At 55.3% G+C, this 21,276-nt stretch carries 21 protein-coding genes; 19 read left to right on the forward strand and 2 right to left on the reverse strand.

Going from position 1 to position 21,276, the window contains the following annotated elements:
- Positions 1-123 precede the first annotated feature (123 nt).
- From K1718_RS09555 to K1718_RS09570, 4 genes are all read left to right on the forward strand, one after another.
- Positions 124-609, forward strand: coding sequence for a hypothetical protein (locus tag K1718_RS09555; protein WP_265684098.1), 486 nt, complete (start codon positions 124-126; stop codon positions 607-609).
- Complete coding sequence (locus K1718_RS09560) at positions 606-2,858, forward strand: hypothetical protein (RefSeq protein ID WP_265684100.1); 2,253 nt, start codon at positions 606-608, stop codon at positions 2,856-2,858. The genes K1718_RS09555 and K1718_RS09560 overlap by 4 nt, the downstream gene beginning before the upstream one ends.
- Before the next feature lie 315 nt (positions 2,859-3,173).
- Positions 3,174-3,401 carry a hypothetical protein gene (locus tag K1718_RS09565; RefSeq protein WP_152500708.1) on the forward strand — a complete coding sequence of 76 codons (228 nt, stop codon included), beginning with the start codon at positions 3,174-3,176 and terminating at the stop codon, positions 3,399-3,401.
- A 4-nt stretch (positions 3,402-3,405) separates the two neighbouring features.
- A complete protein-coding gene (locus K1718_RS09570; RefSeq protein ID WP_265684103.1) occupies positions 3,406-5,130 on the forward strand; it encodes a portal protein in 1,725 nt (574 codons plus the stop codon).
- Here the strand turns inward: K1718_RS09570 and K1718_RS09575 are convergent, their stop codons facing one another.
- Positions 5,131-5,412, reverse strand: coding sequence for a hypothetical protein (locus K1718_RS09575; RefSeq protein ID WP_265684106.1), 282 nt, complete (start codon positions 5,410-5,412; stop codon positions 5,131-5,133).
- A gap of 198 nt (positions 5,413-5,610) precedes the next feature.
- Between K1718_RS09575 and K1718_RS09580 the strand changes: the two genes are divergently transcribed.
- From K1718_RS09580 to K1718_RS09600, 5 genes are all read left to right on the forward strand, one after another.
- The gene (locus tag K1718_RS09580; RefSeq protein ID WP_265684108.1) at positions 5,611-5,922 is read left to right on the forward strand and encodes a Bbp19 family protein; all 312 of its coding nucleotides are present in this window, start codon (positions 5,611-5,613) and stop codon (positions 5,920-5,922) included.
- Between the two features lies 1 nt (position 5,923).
- Positions 5,924-6,796 (forward strand): hypothetical protein, encoded by an 873-nt coding sequence (locus K1718_RS09585; protein ID WP_265684111.1) that lies wholly within the window; start codon positions 5,924-5,926, stop codon positions 6,794-6,796.
- Positions 6,797-6,931: 135 nt separating this feature from the next.
- Entirely contained in the window at positions 6,932-7,720 is a 789-nt protein-coding gene (locus tag K1718_RS09590; protein ID WP_152500713.1) for a hypothetical protein, read from the forward strand.
- Positions 7,721-7,913: 193 nt separating this feature from the next.
- Positions 7,914-8,732 (forward strand): hypothetical protein, encoded by an 819-nt coding sequence (locus tag K1718_RS09595; RefSeq protein WP_265684114.1) that lies wholly within the window; start codon positions 7,914-7,916, stop codon positions 8,730-8,732.
- Position 8,733: 1 nt separating this feature from the next.
- The gene (locus tag K1718_RS09600; protein WP_265684116.1) at positions 8,734-9,210 is read left to right on the forward strand and encodes a hypothetical protein; all 477 of its coding nucleotides are present in this window, start codon (positions 8,734-8,736) and stop codon (positions 9,208-9,210) included.
- Between the two features lie 147 nt (positions 9,211-9,357).
- On the opposite strand, the gene K1718_RS09605 is transcribed toward K1718_RS09600, so the two are convergent.
- Entirely contained in the window at positions 9,358-9,567 is a 210-nt protein-coding gene (locus tag K1718_RS09605) for a hypothetical protein (protein WP_265684117.1), read from the reverse strand.
- Between the two features lie 22 nt (positions 9,568-9,589).
- Between K1718_RS09605 and K1718_RS09610 the strand changes: the two genes are divergently transcribed.
- From K1718_RS09610 to K1718_RS09655, 10 genes are all read left to right on the forward strand, one after another.
- Entirely contained in the window at positions 9,590-10,627 is a 1,038-nt protein-coding gene (locus K1718_RS09610; RefSeq protein WP_152500716.1) for a hypothetical protein, read from the forward strand.
- A 337-nt stretch (positions 10,628-10,964) separates the two neighbouring features.
- Positions 10,965-11,450, forward strand: a complete 486-nt coding sequence (locus tag K1718_RS09615) for a hypothetical protein (protein ID WP_152500718.1) — start codon at positions 10,965-10,967, stop codon at positions 11,448-11,450.
- A 155-nt stretch (positions 11,451-11,605) separates the two neighbouring features.
- Positions 11,606-12,091 (forward strand): hypothetical protein, encoded by a 486-nt coding sequence (locus K1718_RS09620; protein ID WP_265684119.1) that lies wholly within the window; start codon positions 11,606-11,608, stop codon positions 12,089-12,091.
- Positions 12,088-14,343, forward strand: coding sequence for a hypothetical protein (locus tag K1718_RS09625; RefSeq protein ID WP_265684121.1), 2,256 nt, complete (start codon positions 12,088-12,090; stop codon positions 14,341-14,343). Before K1718_RS09620 ends, K1718_RS09625 begins: the two co-directional genes overlap by 4 nt.
- A 79-nt stretch (positions 14,344-14,422) precedes the next feature.
- Entirely contained in the window at positions 14,423-14,761 is a 339-nt protein-coding gene (locus K1718_RS09630; RefSeq protein ID WP_152500721.1) for a hypothetical protein, read from the forward strand.
- Between the two features lie 22 nt (positions 14,762-14,783).
- Complete coding sequence (locus K1718_RS09635) at positions 14,784-15,371, forward strand: phage connector family protein (RefSeq protein WP_265684123.1); 588 nt, start codon at positions 14,784-14,786, stop codon at positions 15,369-15,371.
- A complete protein-coding gene (locus K1718_RS09640) occupies positions 15,368-17,800 on the forward strand; it encodes a phage tail protein (protein WP_265684125.1) in 2,433 nt (810 codons plus the stop codon). The genes K1718_RS09635 and K1718_RS09640 overlap by 4 nt, the downstream gene beginning before the upstream one ends.
- Before the next feature lie 3 nt (positions 17,801-17,803).
- Positions 17,804-18,298, forward strand: coding sequence for a virion core protein, T7 gp14 family (locus K1718_RS09645; protein WP_152500724.1), 495 nt, complete (start codon positions 17,804-17,806; stop codon positions 18,296-18,298).
- 43 nt (positions 18,299-18,341) lie between these two features.
- Entirely contained in the window at positions 18,342-20,456 is a 2,115-nt protein-coding gene (locus K1718_RS09650) for a hypothetical protein (protein WP_265684128.1), read from the forward strand.
- Positions 20,453-20,878: a hypothetical protein gene (locus K1718_RS09655; protein WP_152500726.1), complete on the forward strand. Its 426-nt coding sequence runs from the start codon at positions 20,453-20,455 to the stop codon at positions 20,876-20,878. Before K1718_RS09650 ends, K1718_RS09655 begins: the two co-directional genes overlap by 4 nt.
- Positions 20,879-21,276: the final 398 nt, after the last annotated feature.

Consider the following 21,276-nt stretch of genomic DNA (forward strand, 5'->3'; position numbering starts at 1 on the left):
CTGGAGGCGATTGTTGCGCGGGGCGACAGGCTTTTATAGCGATGATTTTTGAAGCGGGCTGACATTGCTTGATCTTCGGAACAATTCATGAACATTTTGGGTAAGAAATTCAGGACTAAGCGAATGGCAGATATTGAAGACATTACCGGTTGGCGGGACGAGTATCGTGACCTTGAGGCACGCTGGGACGACGAATGGGTGGCCTATCTGGATCAGTTTGTGAACCAGATCAGACCTAAGGTGCACGTGTCCCAGGTTCTTCATTTTATAAAAGTTCTTCTTGAAAATGAGGACACACTTGCGGCGATGAAGGAGGTTGCCGAGTGGGAAAAGCTGATGGATGCGCGCGGGCCGTTTAGAGATGATGCACCTGAAATGGAACTCTACCCCAAAGACGCCGTTGTGATGATGAACGAGTTCTGGCCTTGGTTCTGCTTTAAGGCAAGCTATCCTCCTGTCTATGCCGCGTTTGGATTGGCTGGAGTCGATGTGGCGAGCGACATTCTTCGGGGAGACCTTCCCGGGGTTCAATCTCCCGAAACCAAAGCTTTTTTGCTTAAAAGATACGCTTTCATACTCACGGCTGGTGAAGAAGGAGACCTTGCATGAGCCGGAAAAAGGTCATCCTTCTGGATCAGGCACAGCTTGGGACAATTCTCAAATTTGGCGGTTTCAAAGCACTGGATGCGATCGTCGCGCGGGGCGACAGGTTTTTATATGTTCATCAATCTTTCACGGGCGATGAGGATGTAAAGAAGATCAGTCGTGATCAGCGAGAATTGTTTGAGAGCTGGTTAGAAAAAAAACGGTATCATGGCAACAAAGTCCTGGATGCGGTGCGAATAAATCGTGCTTCGAGACAAGAACAAAAGAGGTACGATCCGCTCCGCAAGGCGGGGACTCAAGGCAACAATAAGGAACTTTGGGACATGGGAGCCCGAAAGTTCATGCTTGACCATGCTCACGAATACGACTTTGAGGTGATCAGCGCGGACCAGGACTTCCTCGATAACAGGGTTGGCAAACACCATCCCCTAAAGAAAGTTCCCTTTGAGCGTCTAAGCATGAAATCCGCGCTAAGCTGGCTGATGACGCATCCTGATGTTGAGCTGTCTAAGGCGCAATTCACCGAATTGCGGGCTGACTTGCTTTCCGGGAATTACGGTAAGAGCCACAATCTGGAACAACACGTCTATGACGTTCCCGAAAGTTATGAAGCAGCCAGGAGGATTAGGGAAGAGACGCGGCAGGCGATCCAATTGGAGGATCGAAAAAAGCGCAAGACCAACAGAAAGCGGGCGGCAGGAAAAGCCAGGAAACTGTTCGGCGCTGGAGCGCCGGCTATCATCACGGCTGCGGCTGCTGCTGCCTTGCATGAGTTGATCACACGGGAAGCGGATGAAAGCGGTGCGGGATATCTGGAATCCGCACAGGCGCTCGGAATTGACTTTACCCGTGAGCAACTGGCGGATCTTGCAGCGGAAGCTGGGATAGATCTGGCAATTACGCTGACGCCTGTCGGGCCAATAAAGAAAGCCTGGGATGTGCTGGGCAATATCGATGATATCATTGCCGTGACACAGCTTTATGGGGCGGCCTATCCGGAGAATGAGACCATCCAGCAGATGGCCGGAATTGCAACGGCCATCGAAGGGTCCGAAGCATTCGGGCTTTATGTGGATGGGCGCGATGCGTTGACGGGCGCCGTCGGTGGTGCAATCGACTGGGTGTTCGGCACCAGCGGGGACGAAGCCGAGCTGGACGAAAGGCTGGGCAGCGTGCGCACGGCCGTTGAAGAGGATGCAGGCACACTGGTGCAGGCCGCCGGGGATGGGGCCTCCACGGAGCAGTTGGCCGGTGAGATTATCTCTAGAGCCGAGGCGCACCGGGCGGCTATCGCCACAGCCCAGCCCGGCGGTGAAGTGGTGTCCGGTTTGGCCGGATCGCAGATTGCCGCTGAAACCGGGAAGCAGGTTTTTGACGATGGAGCTGCGGTGCCGCGCGAAAAGCCTTCAGGTTTGGGATCTGACGCGGTTACGGCCGGTCCGGATGGTCCGGTCATTGAAGGCGATCGCGCCGTGCCGCTTGCCAAGCCCGGTGCGGAAAGGCGCGGTCTTGATGCGCCTGTCCGCAAATCGTCCTACGACCGCTATCAGCGCCTTGGCAGATCGCCGGAAGAAGAGGCCGAGGCGGTTGCCGAATATTGGGAAATGCTGCGCGAAAGCTATCTTGAGATGGATGGCCACAAGGAAGCCGCAGAAGAGTTTGCTCTTTGGAAGTTCAAGCAGAAATGGGCCTTGTCAGCCTTTGCTCCGGAAGCCGAAGGCACGGTGTTGAAATACCCGGTTGAAACGGCCTATCCGGACTTTGAAGAAGACGGCCACGGCTATGTGCGCCAGGAGGCGGAGGCCATTTTGCGGGACAACGGCATTCGTGCGGCCAGATGGTATCTGACGCCGAATGAAAGAACCGGCCGGGACAAGGCACAGGCCAATGAAGATGAGGATGGTTACGGGCCGCGCATGACCTTGAGCTATGAGGACGAGACAGGCCAGCAGCACCATGTGAGCGATCATTTTCAGGCCAATGCCGGGGCGGCCCGTGAGCGGCGGTGGCAAGCGCGGTATGGGGCCGGGCGCCTGCAGACCAGCGGCAAGAGAGATGAGAGCGGATCATCTGCCGCGCCCGAAAGCCCGCGGCTGGAAAACGCCCCTGTTCCTGCCCCGAAACCAGCTTTCCAAACAGCTCAAAGACCAGGTCAAAAACCAGTTCCCGGGCCAGTTTCAAAGCCTGTCCGGGAACCCTTGATGCCCGGTGTGGCCAAGCCAAGGGCCAAGCCGGACCCGGCGCAGCTTTGACAGCGGGGCGGCGCTTGAAAGATTGGGCCGTCCTGCGCTTAACCGGGGCTGGTGGGCAAGTGCCTCGACTGCAAGGCATTTTTGAATTCCCGCGTCTAAACAGGGACTTGAGAGCATCAGCCTTGCTGGACGGTTCGTCAAAACAGGGCTAAAACAAGCCTCATCACGTTACTTTGGAAGAGTGCACGCAGCGGCCGGTTGGACCCGGACGTAAGGTGGTGCCTGCCTGCCGGCGGCGCGTGACCGCTTTGCGGCAAACACCGGCCACTCTTTTCTTCCAGTGACGTTTTCCAAGCATTCAGAAAGGAAGCACTCATGTGTCTTTTTGGTGGGGGCGGCTCCAAGCAGCCGGACCCGGAACCGACACCGCCGCCGCCGCGCGAACCCGATCCGCAGCGGCAGGCGCGCAACCTTCAGGAAAACAGCCGCCGCCGCAGGGCCGCAGCTTACGGAACCAGGGCAACCAACCTGACCAGCCCGCTGGGCGTGCCGGACTATGGCAGTGCCTCGCGCCCGGGTGTGACGCTTTTGGGACGGGCCTGACCATATGAACATTGTTGACGATCTGAAATCCGAGCTGCAATCGGCCAGGGCCGAGCGGCAATGGTATGAGGCCGACTGGCAGGACTATGTCACCTATACCGCGCCCGACATGGAGCGGGCGTTCAACCGGCCGGGCGGCATTACCGCCGCCGACGGAATGAGCGCGTTTCAAAGCTCAGCAGCGCGGGAGCGCTCGCGCAAGCTTTATGATCCGACGGCGGTTTGGCTGCTGGACAGGCTGGCATCGGGCGTCGGGTCGCTGACCATGCCGGAAGGCTTCAACTGGCACGGCGTCGGTTTCGGCGATCCGTTCGCGCCTCCGCCGACACAGGAAGACGAAGAGTTTTTCGAAGCCGTGCGTGATCATCTGTTCCGCGTGCGGGCGTCCGGCCGGTCTGGATTTGCGCTGGCCAACCGGTCACGGCTTCTGTCCACCGTCAAGCTGGGCACGGGGGTTCTGTTTCCGGCGGAAAACGAGACGAGCCTTGCCGACATCCGCACGCCTGTTCACTACCGCTATGTGCCGCTTTACGAGGTCTACCTGCTTGTGGATGCACAGGGCAGTGATTGCGGGTTCTTCCGTGTCAGAACGCTGAAGGCCTGGCAGGCGGCCAAGGAATATGGCGGCAATCTTTCCGACAAGATCCGGGAGGAGGCGGGCGACCCGAAGCGCAAGAATGCCGAGCACCGGTTCGTGCATGCCTGTTTTCTGCGTGAGGGCGGACAGGACGATGCGGCCGACATCCGCAAGTCGCGCTACGAGAGCATTCACTTTGAAGAAGACAGCAAGCACATTTGCCGAAGGGGAGGCTTCTTTGAATATCCGCTCGTGATCAGCCGGTGGGACCGGGACGGCCTGTCGCCCTATGGTTCGCCGCCGCAGGCCAAGCTGATGAGCGACATCAAGAGCCTGCAAAGCCTTGCCAAGGATGCGCTGATCGCAAGCTCTCAGGCCGTGCGCCCGCCCATCGCAACCCATGCCCAGGAACGGCAGCTCGACCTTAACCCAGGGCGCATCAACCCGGGGCTGATCGACGAGCAGGGGCGGCCCTTGTTCCGGCCGATGATCGATACGGTCAGTCCGGGAGCGGCGGATGCGCAGATCGAGAATATCCGTGAAAAGCTGAGGGTCGGCCTTTACGGCGACCTGTGGCAGACGCTGCTGGAGGGCAGCGGCCGGACGGCAACGGAAGCCAATATCCGCCGCAAGGAAATGGCCGACATGATCGGTCCGTTTTCGACCAACATCATGGCCGGCAATGAGGCCCTTTTTGAACGCGAAGTCGGCATTTTGGGCCGGCGGGGTGCGTTTGCCCCAGGATCGCCATTGGCGCCGCCCGAGACGATTGCAGGCAGCGATGTGACCTTGAAGCCGACAGCGCCCATCGATCAGATGCGCGAGGCAGGTCATTTCGAGGCGATCATGGGCTTCCAGGAATATCTCGGTGTTGCTGCGGCGAGCGACCCGACCCTTATGGATCTGCATGACCGGGAAGAGGAATACGACCTGACCCGCCGGGCACTGGGGCTGCCAGCCAAGCTGAAGCGGCGCCCGGAAGAGGTGGAGGCGCTGCGGCAAAAGCGCGAGGCCGAAACCCAGCAGCAACAGCAACTGGCGGCCGGGGAAAGCATGGCCAAAATGGCCAGGGACGGCGCTCCGCTGATCAAGACCCTGAGCGAAGACGGGACGCTGGATGGCAGTACCCTGCCGCAAGACCTGGGACTTTGATCAGTCCCGGAAGCGGTCTTCCCCGCGTTTCATCGCTTTCTCGCGTGCGATCATCTGGTCAAGCTCGCGTCCGTGGCGCACGCCTGAACTGATGGAGCGTATGAGAAGGAAAATGAACACAACCGTTGCCACGCGGAACGCCCAGAGCGCGGCGGTTTCCAGGGAGTCCTGAAAATCTCCGGCGTTTAGATGGTTGAGCGGAATTTCGTCGACCTTGTAAAGCGCGGCGGCACCGAGCAAAACGCCGCCCCACTTCATGCGGGCCAGGTCGTAGTTGGGCATGTGGTGCTTCTGTCCCAATCGGATTGTGATAGGCGAATGTTCGTCTGAATACAATTTAAGCGTGCTTATAGGGTGGTGCAAGAGGGCCGTTAGGCTTTTCGGATCTGTGCAAACCATTCAAGGAAAACAATTTCTGAACTCGTGGGGCGTGAAAACCGGGCGGCGCTTGTCTGGTCCGGTCAGCTATTGGAGAAACGAATGTGGCATTGCCTCAAACGGCGGGCGCGGCGGCGCAAAGACAGGGCCGCAGAGCTGGAACGGGCCTATAGGTCCGTCTTTTCAAGTACAGACGGCGAGACTGTGCTGGCGGATCTTGCAGCAGATTGCGGGATCTATCAGGCACCGCCGGTTGATCTGGACGCGCGCGCAGGCGGTTATCTGGACGGGCGCAAGGCGCTGTTTGCGCGGATCCTGTCGATGCTGCGCATACCGCCGGAAGAACATGCCGCCCTGCAGGCGGCAGCCCGCCTGGAAACGCTTCCCGAATTTGAGCATGACGAGGAGTTTTAAGTTGGACGATCAAAATGACGCCGCATATGCGGGCGAGGACGCAGCGCCGGGACCGGATGCTTTCCTGTCCGGCCTGACGGAAGACCAGAGAGCCTTTGCCGCTGACAACGGCTGGCGCAACGCGGAAAGTGTCTTTAGTGATTTTCATGCGTTGCAGGACCAGCTTTCAAGCGCCGTGATGCTGCCGGGCGAGAGTGCCAGCAGCGATGAAAAGGCAGCCTTTTATCAGGACGTTTCGAAAAGCTGGACACCTGAAAACGGCTATCGGTTCGATCTTCCGGAAGGGCTGGCAGAAGACTTTCCCTATGATCAGGCCTTTGCCGAAGAGGCAAGCGGGTGGTTTCAGGAAGCCGGGCTTCACCCGGAAGCCGCGCAGAAGCTGCATGACCGCTGGGTTGGCAAGATGGCGGACCACTTTGCGGCCAACACCGAAGCCGCGCATGTAACGGCCCAAAAACAGGCCGAGACAACCCAAGCGGCCCACCAGGCCCTGATCAAGGAATATGGCGCACCGGAAAGCGACGGGTATCAGAATGTGGTCGCCAAGGCCGACAGGGCGATGACAGGACTGAAAGCCAATGGCATCGACCTGAGCGGCTGGTTTTCCGAGAAGGGGGCGCTGACGACAGCCGGTGCCGATGGCTTGCAACAGGTGGCGGACCCGACGGCGGTCAAACTGCTGGCTTTTATCCATGACAGCGCTCTTGCCGAAGATGGCCTGCCCGGGCTGAACACCGGCGGCAACGGCACAAACCCCTTTGCAAGCGACAGCCTCAGCCTGAAGGAACAGTCCGAGATGCTGGAGCGGAACCCGGCCAAAGCGCGGCAGATGATCCTTGCGGCGGGACGCGACCCGGCTTTGTTCAGGCTTTGAGCATCCGTTCCGAGCTTCCATCGGGCGAGCGTCATCTGGCTGTGAGGGTGTTTTTCAACTTTTAATTGATCGGAACAAATAATGAACATATGATCCAGGCAAGGAACAGACAGGATCTGGAAAAGGGTGCATGTGATGAAGGCGTTTCTTGCGAACTTGAAAAAGTCCAGCCGGGTGTATCCGGTTGTTTTGGCGGCCTTGATATCCGGACTGACGGTTTTGGCGTCCGGTGCCATCGCAGATCAGGTTATCCCCTGGCCTGAGCAGCCAAAAGTGCTTCAGAGCGAAATTCAGAGCTATGTCGATGGCTCTATTGGACCACTGTCATCCAAGGTGCGGCCTGGCAGCACTGTTGGGGTTCTGTTTTTGGGGTATTCGCAGGAAGCCATATCCAGGAATGCCGGTGAACTCTCAGAGATTGATGGATATTCTCAGTATTTTACACCCTATGGCAGAACCGAATATTACACCTATCCATTCGATTTTTTACAGTACCAGCAACCTGACACGATCACGGTGTTGAACGTGGACTTGACCAAGGAAACCTATGTTCCAGAGTTCACTGCAGAGACAGACATCAAATCTTATCTTGATCCTGACGGGCTCTTCATTCAGGACCTTGGAAAACAACTTTACGGTATTATGAACATCATGGCCGGTTCCGGCACGGTCACCGAACTTGGAACGCCGATGAAGAAGTTCACCGATGAGGAATTCACGGTCAGGCATCAGCTCTTCGACACGACATGCACGTCCGTCACCGAGTTCGTTCAGAAGAAGACGGGCAAACAGCACCACTCAATGTTTGTCTACACGGACTATGAACCGGGCTCCGATGAGCAGATCGAGTGTCTGAAATTCCAAACGCTGATTTTCTTACGACCTGCGAGTGTGCCCTTCCGATCCATCGCACCGGAGCAATGAGCGATGCACTGGACTTGACGTCAGCCGAGTTGTGAGAGCTATTGCTTTTCTGGAGCAGTCAATCCAGCGCAACAAGATCAAAAGGTGGCAATGGTCAAAGACTGGAGCCACTTTTGAGTGGGGCATCTGCGGCGCACCGCAAATACCGAACGGCTCTGAGCCGGTTTGAAATGGAATGACTTGGGACGGTTGAATGCTTGCGAAACGCATGTTGTTTTTGATTGCGAATCTGTCGTGGCCGTTTTTCGCGAATGTGGTTTTCTTCAACCGGTGCAGACTCTGGTTTGCGGTTTCAACTTTTGTTCTTTTACTGATGCTGTTCGGGGCAAATGACGTCTTCTTTGCCGCTTACTATATTCAAGAGTATTCGATCACGTTGGCTTTGATCGCACTGGCTCTGGCTTGCTATTCCAGTGTTCTTGCCTGGAAACAGGTGGAGGAGGCAAGGCTGAGCCGGCCAACGGTATATGCGGCCTTTGCGGTGATCATTCTCTTTGGTGCCAGTTCCTTTTGGCTCTTTGATTACCCGGACAGTGACCGCATTCATTTTACTGGCCTGATGCCGGTTATGGCACCTGGTGATGTTGCCATAACCGGGCGACCTGAGGACATTCACAGCGGTCAATTCGTGCGGTTTACCGGACGAGATGACCGGAACAAGCTTGGCTTTGTCGTCGCCAAAAATGTCACGGTGTTTGGGGTTGCTGATAATCTGCCTTCTTTTTGCGACGACACAGGCTGTTTTCGACTGAACAGCATTTGCCCACTTGAAAAGGCGAGGATCGATGAAAGTGCCATTGCCCGGTTCAACACGGGACGTGGCGTGTTCGCTGTTTCCAGTTTCGAGCTTGATGCGCTCGATGAGGAAAGCGGTCTTGAAGTCTTCCGGCATTTCTTTGTCGAAGATGCTGTGACCGGAGTTGTGACGGGCGTTGCCAAAGCTGCAGGCTTCATCACCCGGATCACCCCAATTAATGAACTTATAGATTCACATTGTGAAACAGGAGCATAAGTTGCTAACTCAACCGATAACCAACTTTGTAGCCAAACGGATTGGGAGCGCGCTAGGTAAGGCGCCTTTCAACACAACAGTAAATCATCATGAGCCGTTTATAGAAAAAATTTCGGAAGAATTCGAAATTGATTACTACGATGCCATGGAACTGTACTTCGACAACGAAGATCATTGGGAGGATTATTACGCGGGTAAGCGTGTGTCCGGCTTCCATCCCAGTTGGGAGCGAACCTTCGGTAAAACCGAGCCACCAGTATTCACGCCGGAACAAAGGGACTTTTTGAAGCAACGGGATTCTGTAACAACGGAAAAACGGAATGTGCGTACGAAACAGAGTAGTGATAAACGAACAAATCCTTTTGAACTTGACACTCAAGACTTACGGTTGCAGGCGGCACTATTGGAACGTACGCCTATATTGGCGGAGCAGTTGATCGTCTCAGCAGGACGGGACCCGAGATTGTTCGGCTTATAATTTTTTACTTGGTTAGATCTATAATATCCAAGTGTATCTATGTTTCTTCAGTTTCGACCTAGGTCGATTTTACTTTTTTGATGACTTAGCATTTTCAGTGATGGCATGAATTTGTCTAGATTATTTTGAGTATTCAAGCTTAATTGGTTAAAAATATTGCAAATATGCGATTTCGGCCATTAGAACGGCTCTGCATTTACTGAGATTACTCAAATACACTTGAAATGGAATTTCAGTCTTAAGGGACTGCGCGGCACAAGGTGCTTCGCGGATTGTTTCTGCCTGGCCGTTTTCCGTTTCCCAACCTGCCAGCGGTGTCGCTTCAGGCGGCCGTTCATGCTGGCCAAATTCGTTCATATCTACAACCATAGGATAATCAATGACGTCTCAAATTTCAGACATCGTGGTACCGCGTGTCTTCACGCCCTACATGGCGGAAAACAAACCCGCCAAACTGATCATGCTGGAAAAGTCGGGCATTCTGGCCGCACCGGCTCCCGATATCGCCAAGCGCTTCAAGGCGGGTGGCAATCAGATCGAAGTGCCGTACTGGGAGGATCTCGACGACGCCGAACCGACCGTGATCGATGACAGCGACAACAAGATCACCACAAGCAAGATCACCGCAAGCGACATGAAGGCGTATAAGCACCGTCTCGCCAAGAAGTATGGCGCCAAGACGGTGGCAAGCTATGCCGCGACTGGCCGGGGTGACAGTGCCATGAACCGGGTGGCCGAGCGTATCGGCGCTTATTGGGGACGGCGCAAGGAAGAGCGGATCATCGCCACGGCGGAAGGCGTGGTTGCCGATAACGTGGCCAATGATGCCGGTGACATGGTCTATTCAATTTATGCCGATGTCGGTTCTCCAACCGCTGCCAGCCGGATCAGCTATCAGGCCATCAACCGGGCGCGGCTGACCATGGGCGAGAACCTGGATGATTTGCGTGTTATCGCAATGCACAGCTTTGTCTATGGCACGTTGCTGGACGATGAAAAGATCGAGTTCAAGAAACCGTCCGAAGCCCCTTTCGAGGTGCCCTATTACGCGGGCATGATGGTGGTGCATTCGGAAATGATGCCCGTGTCGAGTGGAACGAACTCGGATGAGTATTCGTGCTTCCTGTTCGCACCCGGTGCTTTCATGCATATCGATGAGGTGCCGAACCGGACAACGATCTATGGCAACGAGGGAACGGAGATCACGCGGGATCCGGATATCGGCGATGGCGGCGGTGCGGATTATCTGACAACGCGCAGGTTCGAGCTGATCCATCCGGCGGGCATGGATTTCACAGGGGCGTCCCTAGCCAAGAGCCAGGGCGCAACTCTTGCCGAGCTGCGCAATGCCTTGAACTGGGACCGGAAATACACCCGCAAGAATGTGAAGCTTGCCTGCCTGAAGGTGAATATCTAAAGGCTTTGCGACGGTTGTGGCTCAACCGCCCGGGATGAACATCAGCCCTCTTCCGCGATGGTGGAAGAGGGTTTCAATCGACTTGCCAGGGCGCATAATGAGCCGCTCATCATAACCGGATGAAACTCTTTACCTTTTTCAAAAGCTCTGTCTAAACAGGCCGTTGGGACATTTAAAGTCTCTGTACGGTTCGTCAAAACACCGCTAGAAAGAACCTCATCAAAGCAAGATGGCGGCATGCGACTTCAGGGCAAGCTGGCATTCTACTCCACTACAATCAAAGATTGATTTTCGGAACATTTCATGAACATATTGTTGAAAATGGAGTATCCGGCAGATGGCTGATTTTGATGACATCACCGGTTGGCGGGACGAGTTGAAAGCTTTCCGGCAATCCGATGAGGGCAAAGCCTATTTTGAAGAATATGAAATAGGCAGTGGGAAGATTGCGCCCAAGATGCCGTTTGAAAACGCGCTTGAACTGGCCGGGCTGATGCTGCGTCATCAGGAGATTTATCAAGCGCTTCTCAAAGGCATTGAATGGAACCGGATTCTTGAGGAGCGGCCGAATTTTTTTCACGACCATCCAGACTATTGGGATCTGAATCCGGTGGAATCGCACGAAACCCGAAACGATTTCATGGACTGGTATGCGTTCAAATCCGGGCTTCCATATGACGATGGCGCTCTGCATATGGCTGAAATCCTGGCAAAAATGGTTGAGCGCAAGGAGCTGCCAGCACTGAGATCTCCCCAAGCTGAAGCATACGCGCGAAGCGACTTCGAAATATTCTTTGAATTCGACGGGAAACAGTCGGAATGAGCAGGCTTCGAGTTTTCTTCGAAGAGTAAGTCTCTTTTGGGCAAAAGGATTTGGGGTCGGTTGCGGGTTCGCGCTGCTTATGGATGTTTTGCGCGATCCGAGTGGACCACCGTAGCCATTCACGAACATAGTGTTGAAAACGGAGTATCCGGCAGATGGCCGATTTTGATGACATCACCGGTTGGCGGGACGAGTTGAAAGCTTTCCGGCAATCCGATGAGGGCAAAGCCTATTTTGAAGAATATGCAATAGGCAGTGGGAAGATTGCGCCCAAGATGCCGTTTGAAAACGCGCTTGAACTGGCCGGGCTGATGCTGCGTCATCAGGAGATTTATCAAGCGCTTCTCAAAGGCATCGAGTGGGGTCGGTTGCTAGAAAGTCGACCGAATTTTTTCCCTGACAACCCTGATTATTGGGATCTGAATCCGCTTGAGTCTCACGAAACCCGAAACGATTTCATGGACTGGTATGCTTTTAAGGCGGAAGTTCCATATAGCCTTGGTGCTCTCAATTCGGCTGAATTTTTGGCGGAACTGGTTGAGAGCAAGGAGCTCCCAGGTCTTAGATCCTCTGAAACCGAAGCTTATGTGCGAGAAAACCTAGCTACATTTCTTGAATTCGCAGGGAAGCAGCCGGAATGAATGATACCGTTGTTTTGATCGATGTTTCTGAAATCAGTCGCATCATGAGCCTCGCGGGCATCGAAGGGCTTAACGTTCTCGCGGAGCGAGGCGACTACTTTTTCCTTAGTGAGGATGCTCACGCTGAAATGCGGGCTTCAAAACATCTACGAGGCAAAAAGCTCCTTGATTTCGAGAGTTGGGTCGAGGGTTTGAAAAGTGAAATGAAAATTCTCGACGTCTCCTCACTAACGGACAAAGAAAAGGAAATATACGACCCCAAAGGCAAGAGACACAGCCGGCGCGGGGGGAAAGAGATCTGGGACATGACGGCACGCAAGTTCATGGATCTCAATCCCGATTTCGATTTTGAGGTTATTACTCAGGATATCGATTTCGCGAAGAACAGATACCGCGATGAAAACGGCAAGCAACGAATGATTGTCGACAGGCCTTTCAGGTTCTGGACCGTGAAACGGGCGATGCTGGAGCTGGTAACGCATCCAGATCTTGATTTGACCAAAGAACAATACATGAACATTGTCCGTCACAACTATGGAAAGCGCGCAAATTACAAGCAGGGTGTGCTTGTTTTTCCGGGGAGTTATGAAGAGGCACGGCGTGAGCGGGCAGACAGAATAAGACGGCTGGAACTCGGCAGCGGACCGGACGGGGATCGCGGTAAGAAGTTTAGCCCAGGCTTTGGCCATGGCGAGCCTAATACGTTGAGACTTGGTGTTGACACTAAGTTGCCTGTCACGGGCGCGCTGCAGGAAGGCCTCCGAAACCCGCACGATCTGGCTAGACCCGTTCCGTTCGGTCAGAAGGCCGGCTTGCCGTTGTTGGAGGGCAGCAGTGGTAAGCTGATCAGCGAGGCTTCCAGAGTTGCCGGAAGGATCGATTTCAGGAAAGGGTCAGTGATTGCAGGCACGGCGACTGGTCTTTTATTGGCAACGACCGTCGTTGCCATTGCGCTGGAACACGATCTGCCGCCTTCCGAAGTGGCAGCTGCTATGGGAATTGATCTCAAGTCGATTGCCGAAGGATTGGCGCAAAGCGCGGCCGAGGATGCAGCCGTGTCGGTTCTTGTTGGAGCTCTTGCGTCGTCAACCGGGCCAGGAGCGCCAGTGGCGGCGGCCGTCGCACAGGTGATCCGGCAGGGCTACAAGCTTTATCAGTCGGGCGAAGACCTTGCCGATACTTATCAGTTGCTGCATCTGCTCGTTACCGAAATCGATCACGGCAAAGTGCTGGGCAAACTTGGTGACAGCGCGGCTGAACAACTGGGCATTGCCACAGAAGATCTGAATGATTTCCTTTACGGCGAGAGCCCGGAAATCGACTGGCGGGCGACGGAAAAAGCGGCAAGAGCCGCTTTAGGAAACGACCGGCAGAAGCAGATTGAATTCGGCCAAGATCTGGCCTTGTCGCGCGATGCCAACAAGGACCGCGAGCTTTTTGTCGACAAATATCTGCCTTTTGTCGTGTTTGAGGGCCGATCCGATGAAGAGCGCGGACATCAGCAGTTGGCGCCTGGTTCGGATGTTTCGGTGGAGCCCGAAGCCATCGTGGCCCCGCAAGGTGATGTTGATGATGGTGCACTGCAGCCGGTTCCGGCCAATCCTTTGGACGTGAACAGGGAAGGTTCCAGGAAGATCGACAAAGAGGATCCGTTCGCGCGAAAGACATCCTATGACCGCTATCAGCGGCTCGGCACCAGTCCTGAGGAAGAAGCCGAGGCGCTGAAAGACTACCATGACATGCTTCTGGAAAGTTATCTGGAGATGGACGGTCACCGGGAGGCCGCCCATGAATTCGCGCTTTGGAAGTTCCGGCAGAAATGGTCTCTTTCCAATTATTCGCCAGAGACAGAGGGAACGGTTCTGAAATATCCGGTCGAGACCGCCTATCCGGATATCGATGGCGAGGACCGCCACTATGTGCGTGAAAACGTAGAGACCGTTCTGGCCAGTGAGGGTATCAAAGCGAGCAAGTGGTACCTGACTCCCAACGAACACACCGGACACGACAGGGCCCGAGGCGTGGCGGATGAAGATGGCTATGGCCCGCGTATGACGCTGCTCTACGATGATGAGACGGGTGTTCGGCACAAGGTGACAGATCGCTTTCAGGTGAATGTTCTGGCAGCCGAAGAACAGGTCAGGGCGCGGCGGCTGGCTGCAGGCGAAGCTGCTGCAAAGCAGCGCGAACCGCATTCACCACCAGCGGGCTTGCTACCGCAGACCCGGGGCGGGCCACCTGCCGCAAATTGAACGCTGAGACACTACCAACACAACTTGATCACAATGGGTGGCTTTGGCCGCCCTTTTCTTTTTCACGAAAGGGTCTGGAATGGACGAGATCATTATGCGCCGGCTCAAGCATCTGCAGCGGCTTGAAGAAAACCATGCCAGGGATTTTGAAGATCGGTTCGGGACTGAGCCGAGCCGAAAGGACCAGCAGCGCGATGCCTTGAACAATGTGATTTCCGCCGATTGGAACCGCAAGCAAAAGAGCGCCGCCGGAGGAGCCTTTGGCCGCCCGCTGCCGGCGGGCTGGCGCAAGGAACACTGGAAGACCCAACAGGCCATGGCAGCGGATTATGCCGGTGTCAAAGCCGACAACAAGGAAGAAGCGGTGCGGGCTCTTGAAGGCTATGAAGCCGAGATGACCCTGCCACCTGCCGCCTGACATCAACAGAAAGCAGAGCTGAATGACTGGAACCGTTCACACGTCCGTGGAGATGGCGAACCTGGCACTTGCGCATTTGAAAGAAGCACCGATACGGGATTTCGACTTTTCATCCGTTGCCTCACGCTGGTTCCGGAACCACTACGCCGCGCATCGCGATGCCTATCTTGCCATGCATGACTGGGATTTTGCGACCACGCTGACACATCTACCCGTTGAGACCGGGAAGCCGCCATTTCGATGGGCCTATCAATACAAGAAACCGTCGGATGCCCTGCGTCTGCCACAGCAAACCGCCAATGGTGCTCCGGGTGGCGAGATCCTCAAGTTTGAGGTGATCGGACAGCGGATCATGACCGACAAGCCGCCGCCGTTTCCCCTTCGATACGTGCGGCGTGTCACGCGCGAAACCGAATTTGCACCGCTCTTCGTGCACGGCTTTGCGCTGTTTCTGGCTGCCGGATGCGCTCATGTGATTACGGGCAAGAACAGCCGCGCTGAGGCCCTGCGTCAGGCGGCCACCGAAGCCTTTGACAAGGCCGGGAGCTACGACACAGGGCAGGGCACACCGCTTCCTGCAATCGATCTGGAAATCATTACGAACCGATGAGCTATCATCTGCAAGCCACGTTTAGCCGCGGTGAACTGGACCCGGAGCTGATTTACCGCTCCGATCTGGAATTGTTCCGCTCGTCACTTGAGCGCTGCGAAAACTTCATCACCTTGAAACGCGGCGGCTTGCGCCGCAGAGGTGGAACCAAATTCATCGGGGAGATGAAAAACAGCAGCCAGGGCGGCTGGCTGATCCCGTTCGAGTTCGGTAACGGCCAGTACTACATGCTGGAATTCGGCCACCTGTATTTTCGGGTCTATACCAGCGCAGGCCGCGTTGGCAGTGTTGAGGTTTCAACGCCTTATACTCTGTCGGACCTGCCCGGTCTGAAGTTTGTTCAATCCACGGACACATTGTTCATCACCGGCGGAGGCATCGCACCTCAGGCGCTGAAACGTCAGTCCGAGACGTCCTGGTCCATCGGTCCGATTGCATTCAAGGACGGGCCGTATCTGGATGTGAACATCACCCCGACCAGTCTGAAGCCATCCGGGCTGGGCAATCCGGTTCCGGACATGACATCCAACACGGCGCCGAGCGGTACTGTGAGCGCATCCAATAACAGCACGGCGGCCTGGCAAGTGTTCAATCGCTCGGAAGGCAAGGTGGTCTTGTCCGGTGGGGCATCGGGTTGGGTGCAATACCGTTTTACGGGGCCTGTTGTTATTGATGCCTACATGCTGCAGGCGCCGAATGACAACAGCCAAAACGACGACATGCCCTGGCAATGGAACATCGAGGCGTCGAATGATGGTTCGAGCTGGACGATCCTGGATACGCAAGATGGGCAGGATACCTGGGCCTCAAATGAATGGCGGCAATATGCCTTTCACAACGAAACGGCGTTCAGTTACTACAGATTGAGCTTCAAGCAAGGGGGCGGGTCAAATGGCGACAACTCAGCCATTGGTCAGATCGTCTTTCACCAGGCAGGCCAGAACCAGACGGCCTTCAACCTGACGGCATCGAGTGCCGCCGGTTTGAATGGCGGTTCCGGGTTTCAATCCTCCGATGTCGGCCGGCACATCCGGTTTCGCGGCTCCGACGGCTTCTGGCGATGGTTCAAGATCGTCAGTCGAAGCTCCAGCACAGTAGTGAAAGTGCAGCTCTATGGGCAGGCATTGCTTGATACAAAGGCGCAAACGGCCTGGCGGCTGGGTGCCTGGAGCGGCACGACGGGCTGGCCGGAAACTGTCGGTTGGCACAAGAGCCGGCTTGCCTTTGCCGGAACTCTGGAAGAACCGCAAAAGGTCTGGGAAAGCCAGACCGAGGATTTTACCAATTTCGGTGTGTCGCATGTTCTTGAGGCTTCGGATGCCGTTACCGCTGGTATCCTGTCCGGCCAGGTGAACCGCATTCAGTGGCTGGTCGATGACAATGATCTGATTGTCGGGACTTCAAAGGCTGTGCGTGCCGTTGGTAAGGCAACCGATCAGGACCCGTTCGGCCCGGAAAATGTCGAGCAACGGCCGGAGACCAATTTTGGCGCCAATAGTGTCAGCCCGATAAAGGTTGGGTCTGTTCTTCTCTATTTCGGGCCTTATGGCACCGATATGCGGGAGATGGCCTATGACTTTGGCGCCGATGGCCGGGTGTCGCAATCGGTCAGCGAGGTGCAGTCTCATCTTTTCCGTCCCGGAATTTCAGGTGCCTGTTATCAGCAATACCCTGACAGCATTATCTGGGCCTGGGACAAACAGGGCAGCGTCGTCGGCTTTACCTATGAACGTCAGCAGCAGGTCTATGGCATGCACCGTCATGACTTTGGCGGCCCGGTGGAATGCCTGGCCGATCTCACCGGTAGCGGTTCTGATGAGGTTTGGCTGATAGTCCGGCGAACCATCAACGGTGCGACCCGGCGCTATATCGAAATCATGCAGAGGCCGTTTCAAGACGGCGCAGCCGAGAAGGCGTGGCATCTTGACTGTGCGGCGCTTTATAGCGGCGTCCCGGCAAACACGGTGACAGGGTTGAGCCATCTGGAAGGCGAAGAGGTTGTGCTTTTTGCCGATGGAACGGACTACCCAGCAACCGTGGACGGAGGGGAAGTCAGTCTCCCCAATGGCCAGACGGCGGAAGATATCCTGATCGGCCTGAATGTCACGGCACAAGCCAAGACCTTGCCCTATCCGATTGCGGCGCAAGACGGGTCGGCCCTTGGCCGCAAGATGCGCGTTGATAGCTGCCAGATTGCCGTTCAGCAGACCGGATCGCTCCGGGCCGGGTCGGAAGACGGTTATCTGGACGAGCTGGTTTATTACCGCGCGGGCGACCCTTCCGGCGAGCCAGCGCCATTGCGGTCAGGCGTTCTCAACCAGTGCGTTGAGACGCGCTGGCAGGACGGCGGGCAACTGGCACTTGAAGTCAGTGGCGGAAAACCATCAACAATTCTGGCCATCAACTTTGGCCGAGACGTGGAGCCATAATATATGTGCCATCCAGCAGTATTGGCAGCGGTTTCCATTGCGGGATCGCTGGCGGGCGGCGTTGTGCAAGCCCAAGGCATTCGCCAGCAAGCGGATGCGGAAGCCAAGGCAGAAGAACGCAGGGCCGAACTGGCCGACCGGCAAAAAGGTGTCAATCAAACGCAAGCCTCCTTTGAGCGTCGGCGCACCCTGGAACAGTTTACCCGAGCCGGTGGATACAACAGAGCCGCCGGGGCAGAACGGGGCCTGTCTGAGACAGGGTCTCTCACGGATGTTGCCGATGACAACGCTTATGAAGCGGCGCAAAACATTGAGGCCATCCGGTATCGGGCTGAAGGGCAACGGGACAATCTGACCTTCGAGGCCAGGACCGCCCGGGAGCGGGCGCAGTCACGCCGTAAAGCCGGCCAGATTGGCGCTGCGGGCGCGATACTTGGCGGAGCGACAAGCGCTTTCACCACCCTCGGCAAAACCGTTTACAGCCTGTCCAGCGGCTGATCAAAGCCTTCGGACAGTCAATTTTCATCTATTGGATTTTTCAATGGCGAGATTGCAAAGATTTTCCGGCACACAAAGCCTTCCCGGTGTTGGCAGCCCGCAAGTGGTCGCCGATACGGCTGTCGGCGTGGCAACGCAAGGCTTTGGCCGACAAATACGCAGCTCTGCTCAGGACTTTGCAAGCCTTGCAGGCACTGCGGTCCAAACGGCCCAAGTGGCCCAGGATGCGAAGAAACGTCAGCATCAGATTGACGAAGCCGAGGAGCGAAACCGGCAGAAAAAAATCCGGAGCCGGGTGACAGAGCGTTCCATTGCCGAACGCGCCAGGAACAGGCCTGGCGGCGCTGGTTACACCGAAGACATGGTTGCCTTTCTCGAAAAGGAACATGCTGAGAGCCTGAGGGGGCTTTCTGAGGAAGGCAAGACGCGCGCCGAGCAGAATTTCAGGGTAGACCGGGACCGGTATGTGAGCGGTTTTGCGACGATTGAGGCTGCCGAAAACGAGAAGTACTTCCAGAATGGACTGGCGGATGACGAAGAGCTTCTCATTGAGGAGGTGAGCAGGGACCCGGCGCAGGCCGCTGGTGCGCTGAAAAGAGCAGAAACGCTTTTAAGGTCGGTGCCCTTGCCTGCCCGCGTCAAAGACGCAGCGTTTCAGCGGATCAAGGAAAGAGTAGCCGAAACCTGGATAGGAGCGCGCCCTCTCGACGAACGCCTCGGTGTTCTGGAAGCAGAACTTGGAGTTCGCGGCAACGAAACTGCCGATGTCTTATCAGTCAATGGGGCGCGGAAAGACGCCTCAGACAACAAGCGTGAAGATCTAGATCCTGAATGGTCTGAGCAGCTTCAAGGCCTGTCCGACGCCACTCTGCAGCGGATCTATATGGGCACTCTTGCTGAGAAATCCGGCGCGTCGGCCGCTGAAGCCGAACGTATCGAAAGGCGCATTGAAGAGACCCACGGGCTTTTTGATCCGCGCGAAATCGACGCAAACACCGCTCTGACACCCCGCCAAAAAGTGCAGTTGAATGATCTTAAAACTTTTGCTAGAGAAGAACAAAGCATAAACATTTCTGCTTTGAAGTGGCTTAATTCCGATGGAAGCGCTGAGATCGAGGCGCTGGGTCGACAAACGCTGAGCGACCGTGCGTTTGCGTTTCTTGATGACGGCAAAGCCGACAAGGGCGCAGTGGTTCGCCTGATCGCGCGAGAAAAAGGAGTGTTGCCAAGGCCATATGCCGCCTCTTTGAAGAAGGATCTGGAAAGCGATGCCGATGACAAGGTGAAAACGGCATATGAGAGCCTCGGGTCTCTAGCCGATCTGGGCATCAGTTCAATTGCAGAGGAACCCTATCAACAGAGCTTTCGGGCATCTCGTGTCAAATGGCACCTTTTGAGAGACCGGTTTGGCCTTTCTCCTGAAGAGGCCGCCTCACGATTGGCGCGTGCGAATGGAGGAAAACGAGAAAAGGAAATACGCACAAGGTTTGATCTTGATTACCCGCAGCGTGGCTCATCCATAGCGCTAACTTCCCGGGATTTGCTGGGGCGAGTGTCTCTACCGGGTTACCTTGGTGTTGACGCGTCTCCAAGCGAGTTGCTGAATGGTGTCGATCTTATCGGGCAGTCATCTCACTACAAGTATACTGGGGCGCAGTATGCTCAAAGGGTGTCACCGCGACCGGGTATCTCTCTTTTACCTCCCTTGGGGCCGCTGGAAAGAGATGAGCCGACCGGGTTCTACTTCGAAGCAACGCCAGATGAAGCTGCCAGTGGCTTCGAGGGCGTCATTAAGCGTCTGATGTTTCCAGGACTTAGGCAGGGGCGGTCCCCTGGAACTGAGACCCACGAGGATCCTAGTTTTCTTGAAAACAGAAGACCGGATGAAGGAAAGGGGGCAGAAACAAAGCAACGAAGAAAGAACGGGAATGGTGGAAAGAAAGCCACGGATAGCGGCAAAAACGGGCCGCATGGCGATCGCGGCAGAGCGATAAACAAAGCAGAGAAGCAGACAAAAGATTTGGAAGCGGCTTTGAAAGAATCGACGTCGCGGCGGGAAAAAAAGAAGCTGTACAACAAGATAGATCGCATCAGAGATGCCGCACGCCGGGCAAAATCGGGGGAAACACATAGCCGCCGAGGAAAGGGGTCGAGATGACCGATTGGAAATGGGAATGGACCCCTGGTGTTGGTGTCGGTCCAATAAAATTTGGCACACCGATCGAAGAATATATCGAACGTTTCGATTTGAAGCTTAGGGTCTCGGAAGGTACAACATCCACGGGGTTAGGATCCTACACTATCCAAGATTTTGCGAAGTCGGTGGCAACTGACCTTGGCAAGGTTGAGAGTGTTGAATGTGAAGACTATTTTGGGTTTCGTGGCAAAAACCTGATTGGAATGTCCGAAGAGGAACTCATCACGCATATGGGAAGCGACCCTGACAAGATCGGCGTGGGCGTCCTTTATGAAAATGGTTCGGTTCAGACCCCATTCGAATACGATGGGCTCGGTTTGATAGTATGGTTCGAAGATGAAAAGCTGATCAGCGCCGCGGCAATGGAGATCATAGACGACTGAGATGATCTGAATAGGTATGAGCAACAAAGTCAGCTTATCCTGAGTATTCATTGGCGTTTTGAAATTGGGGTTGAATTAGATGTTAGCTGACAAGCTTTTGGAAAATATTGATCTGTACCATTTCTTTTTTCTGGACCAGCTTACGGATGATCTGGAATACCTAACCCTCAGAGTGGATCTCAATGAAGGGAGATTCCTGAAAATCAGGTTTGGGAGACATGATTGCTACCGTGTCATGGATGAAGGTGATGCCTATCGAACTCTTCATGACCTCTATGCGTTGGATGTGGGTTATTCGCATATTTAGAAGGTCATGGACGGTGATTTTTTCAATGAATATCACAAGATGACTGAAGGTATCAGGAAAGATCTTGAGCTAAATCACTACATAGTTTTGT

The sequence above is a fragment of the Roseibium porphyridii genome, from assembly GCF_026191725.2.
Taxonomy (GTDB): domain Bacteria; phylum Pseudomonadota; class Alphaproteobacteria; order Rhizobiales; family Stappiaceae; genus Roseibium; species Roseibium porphyridii.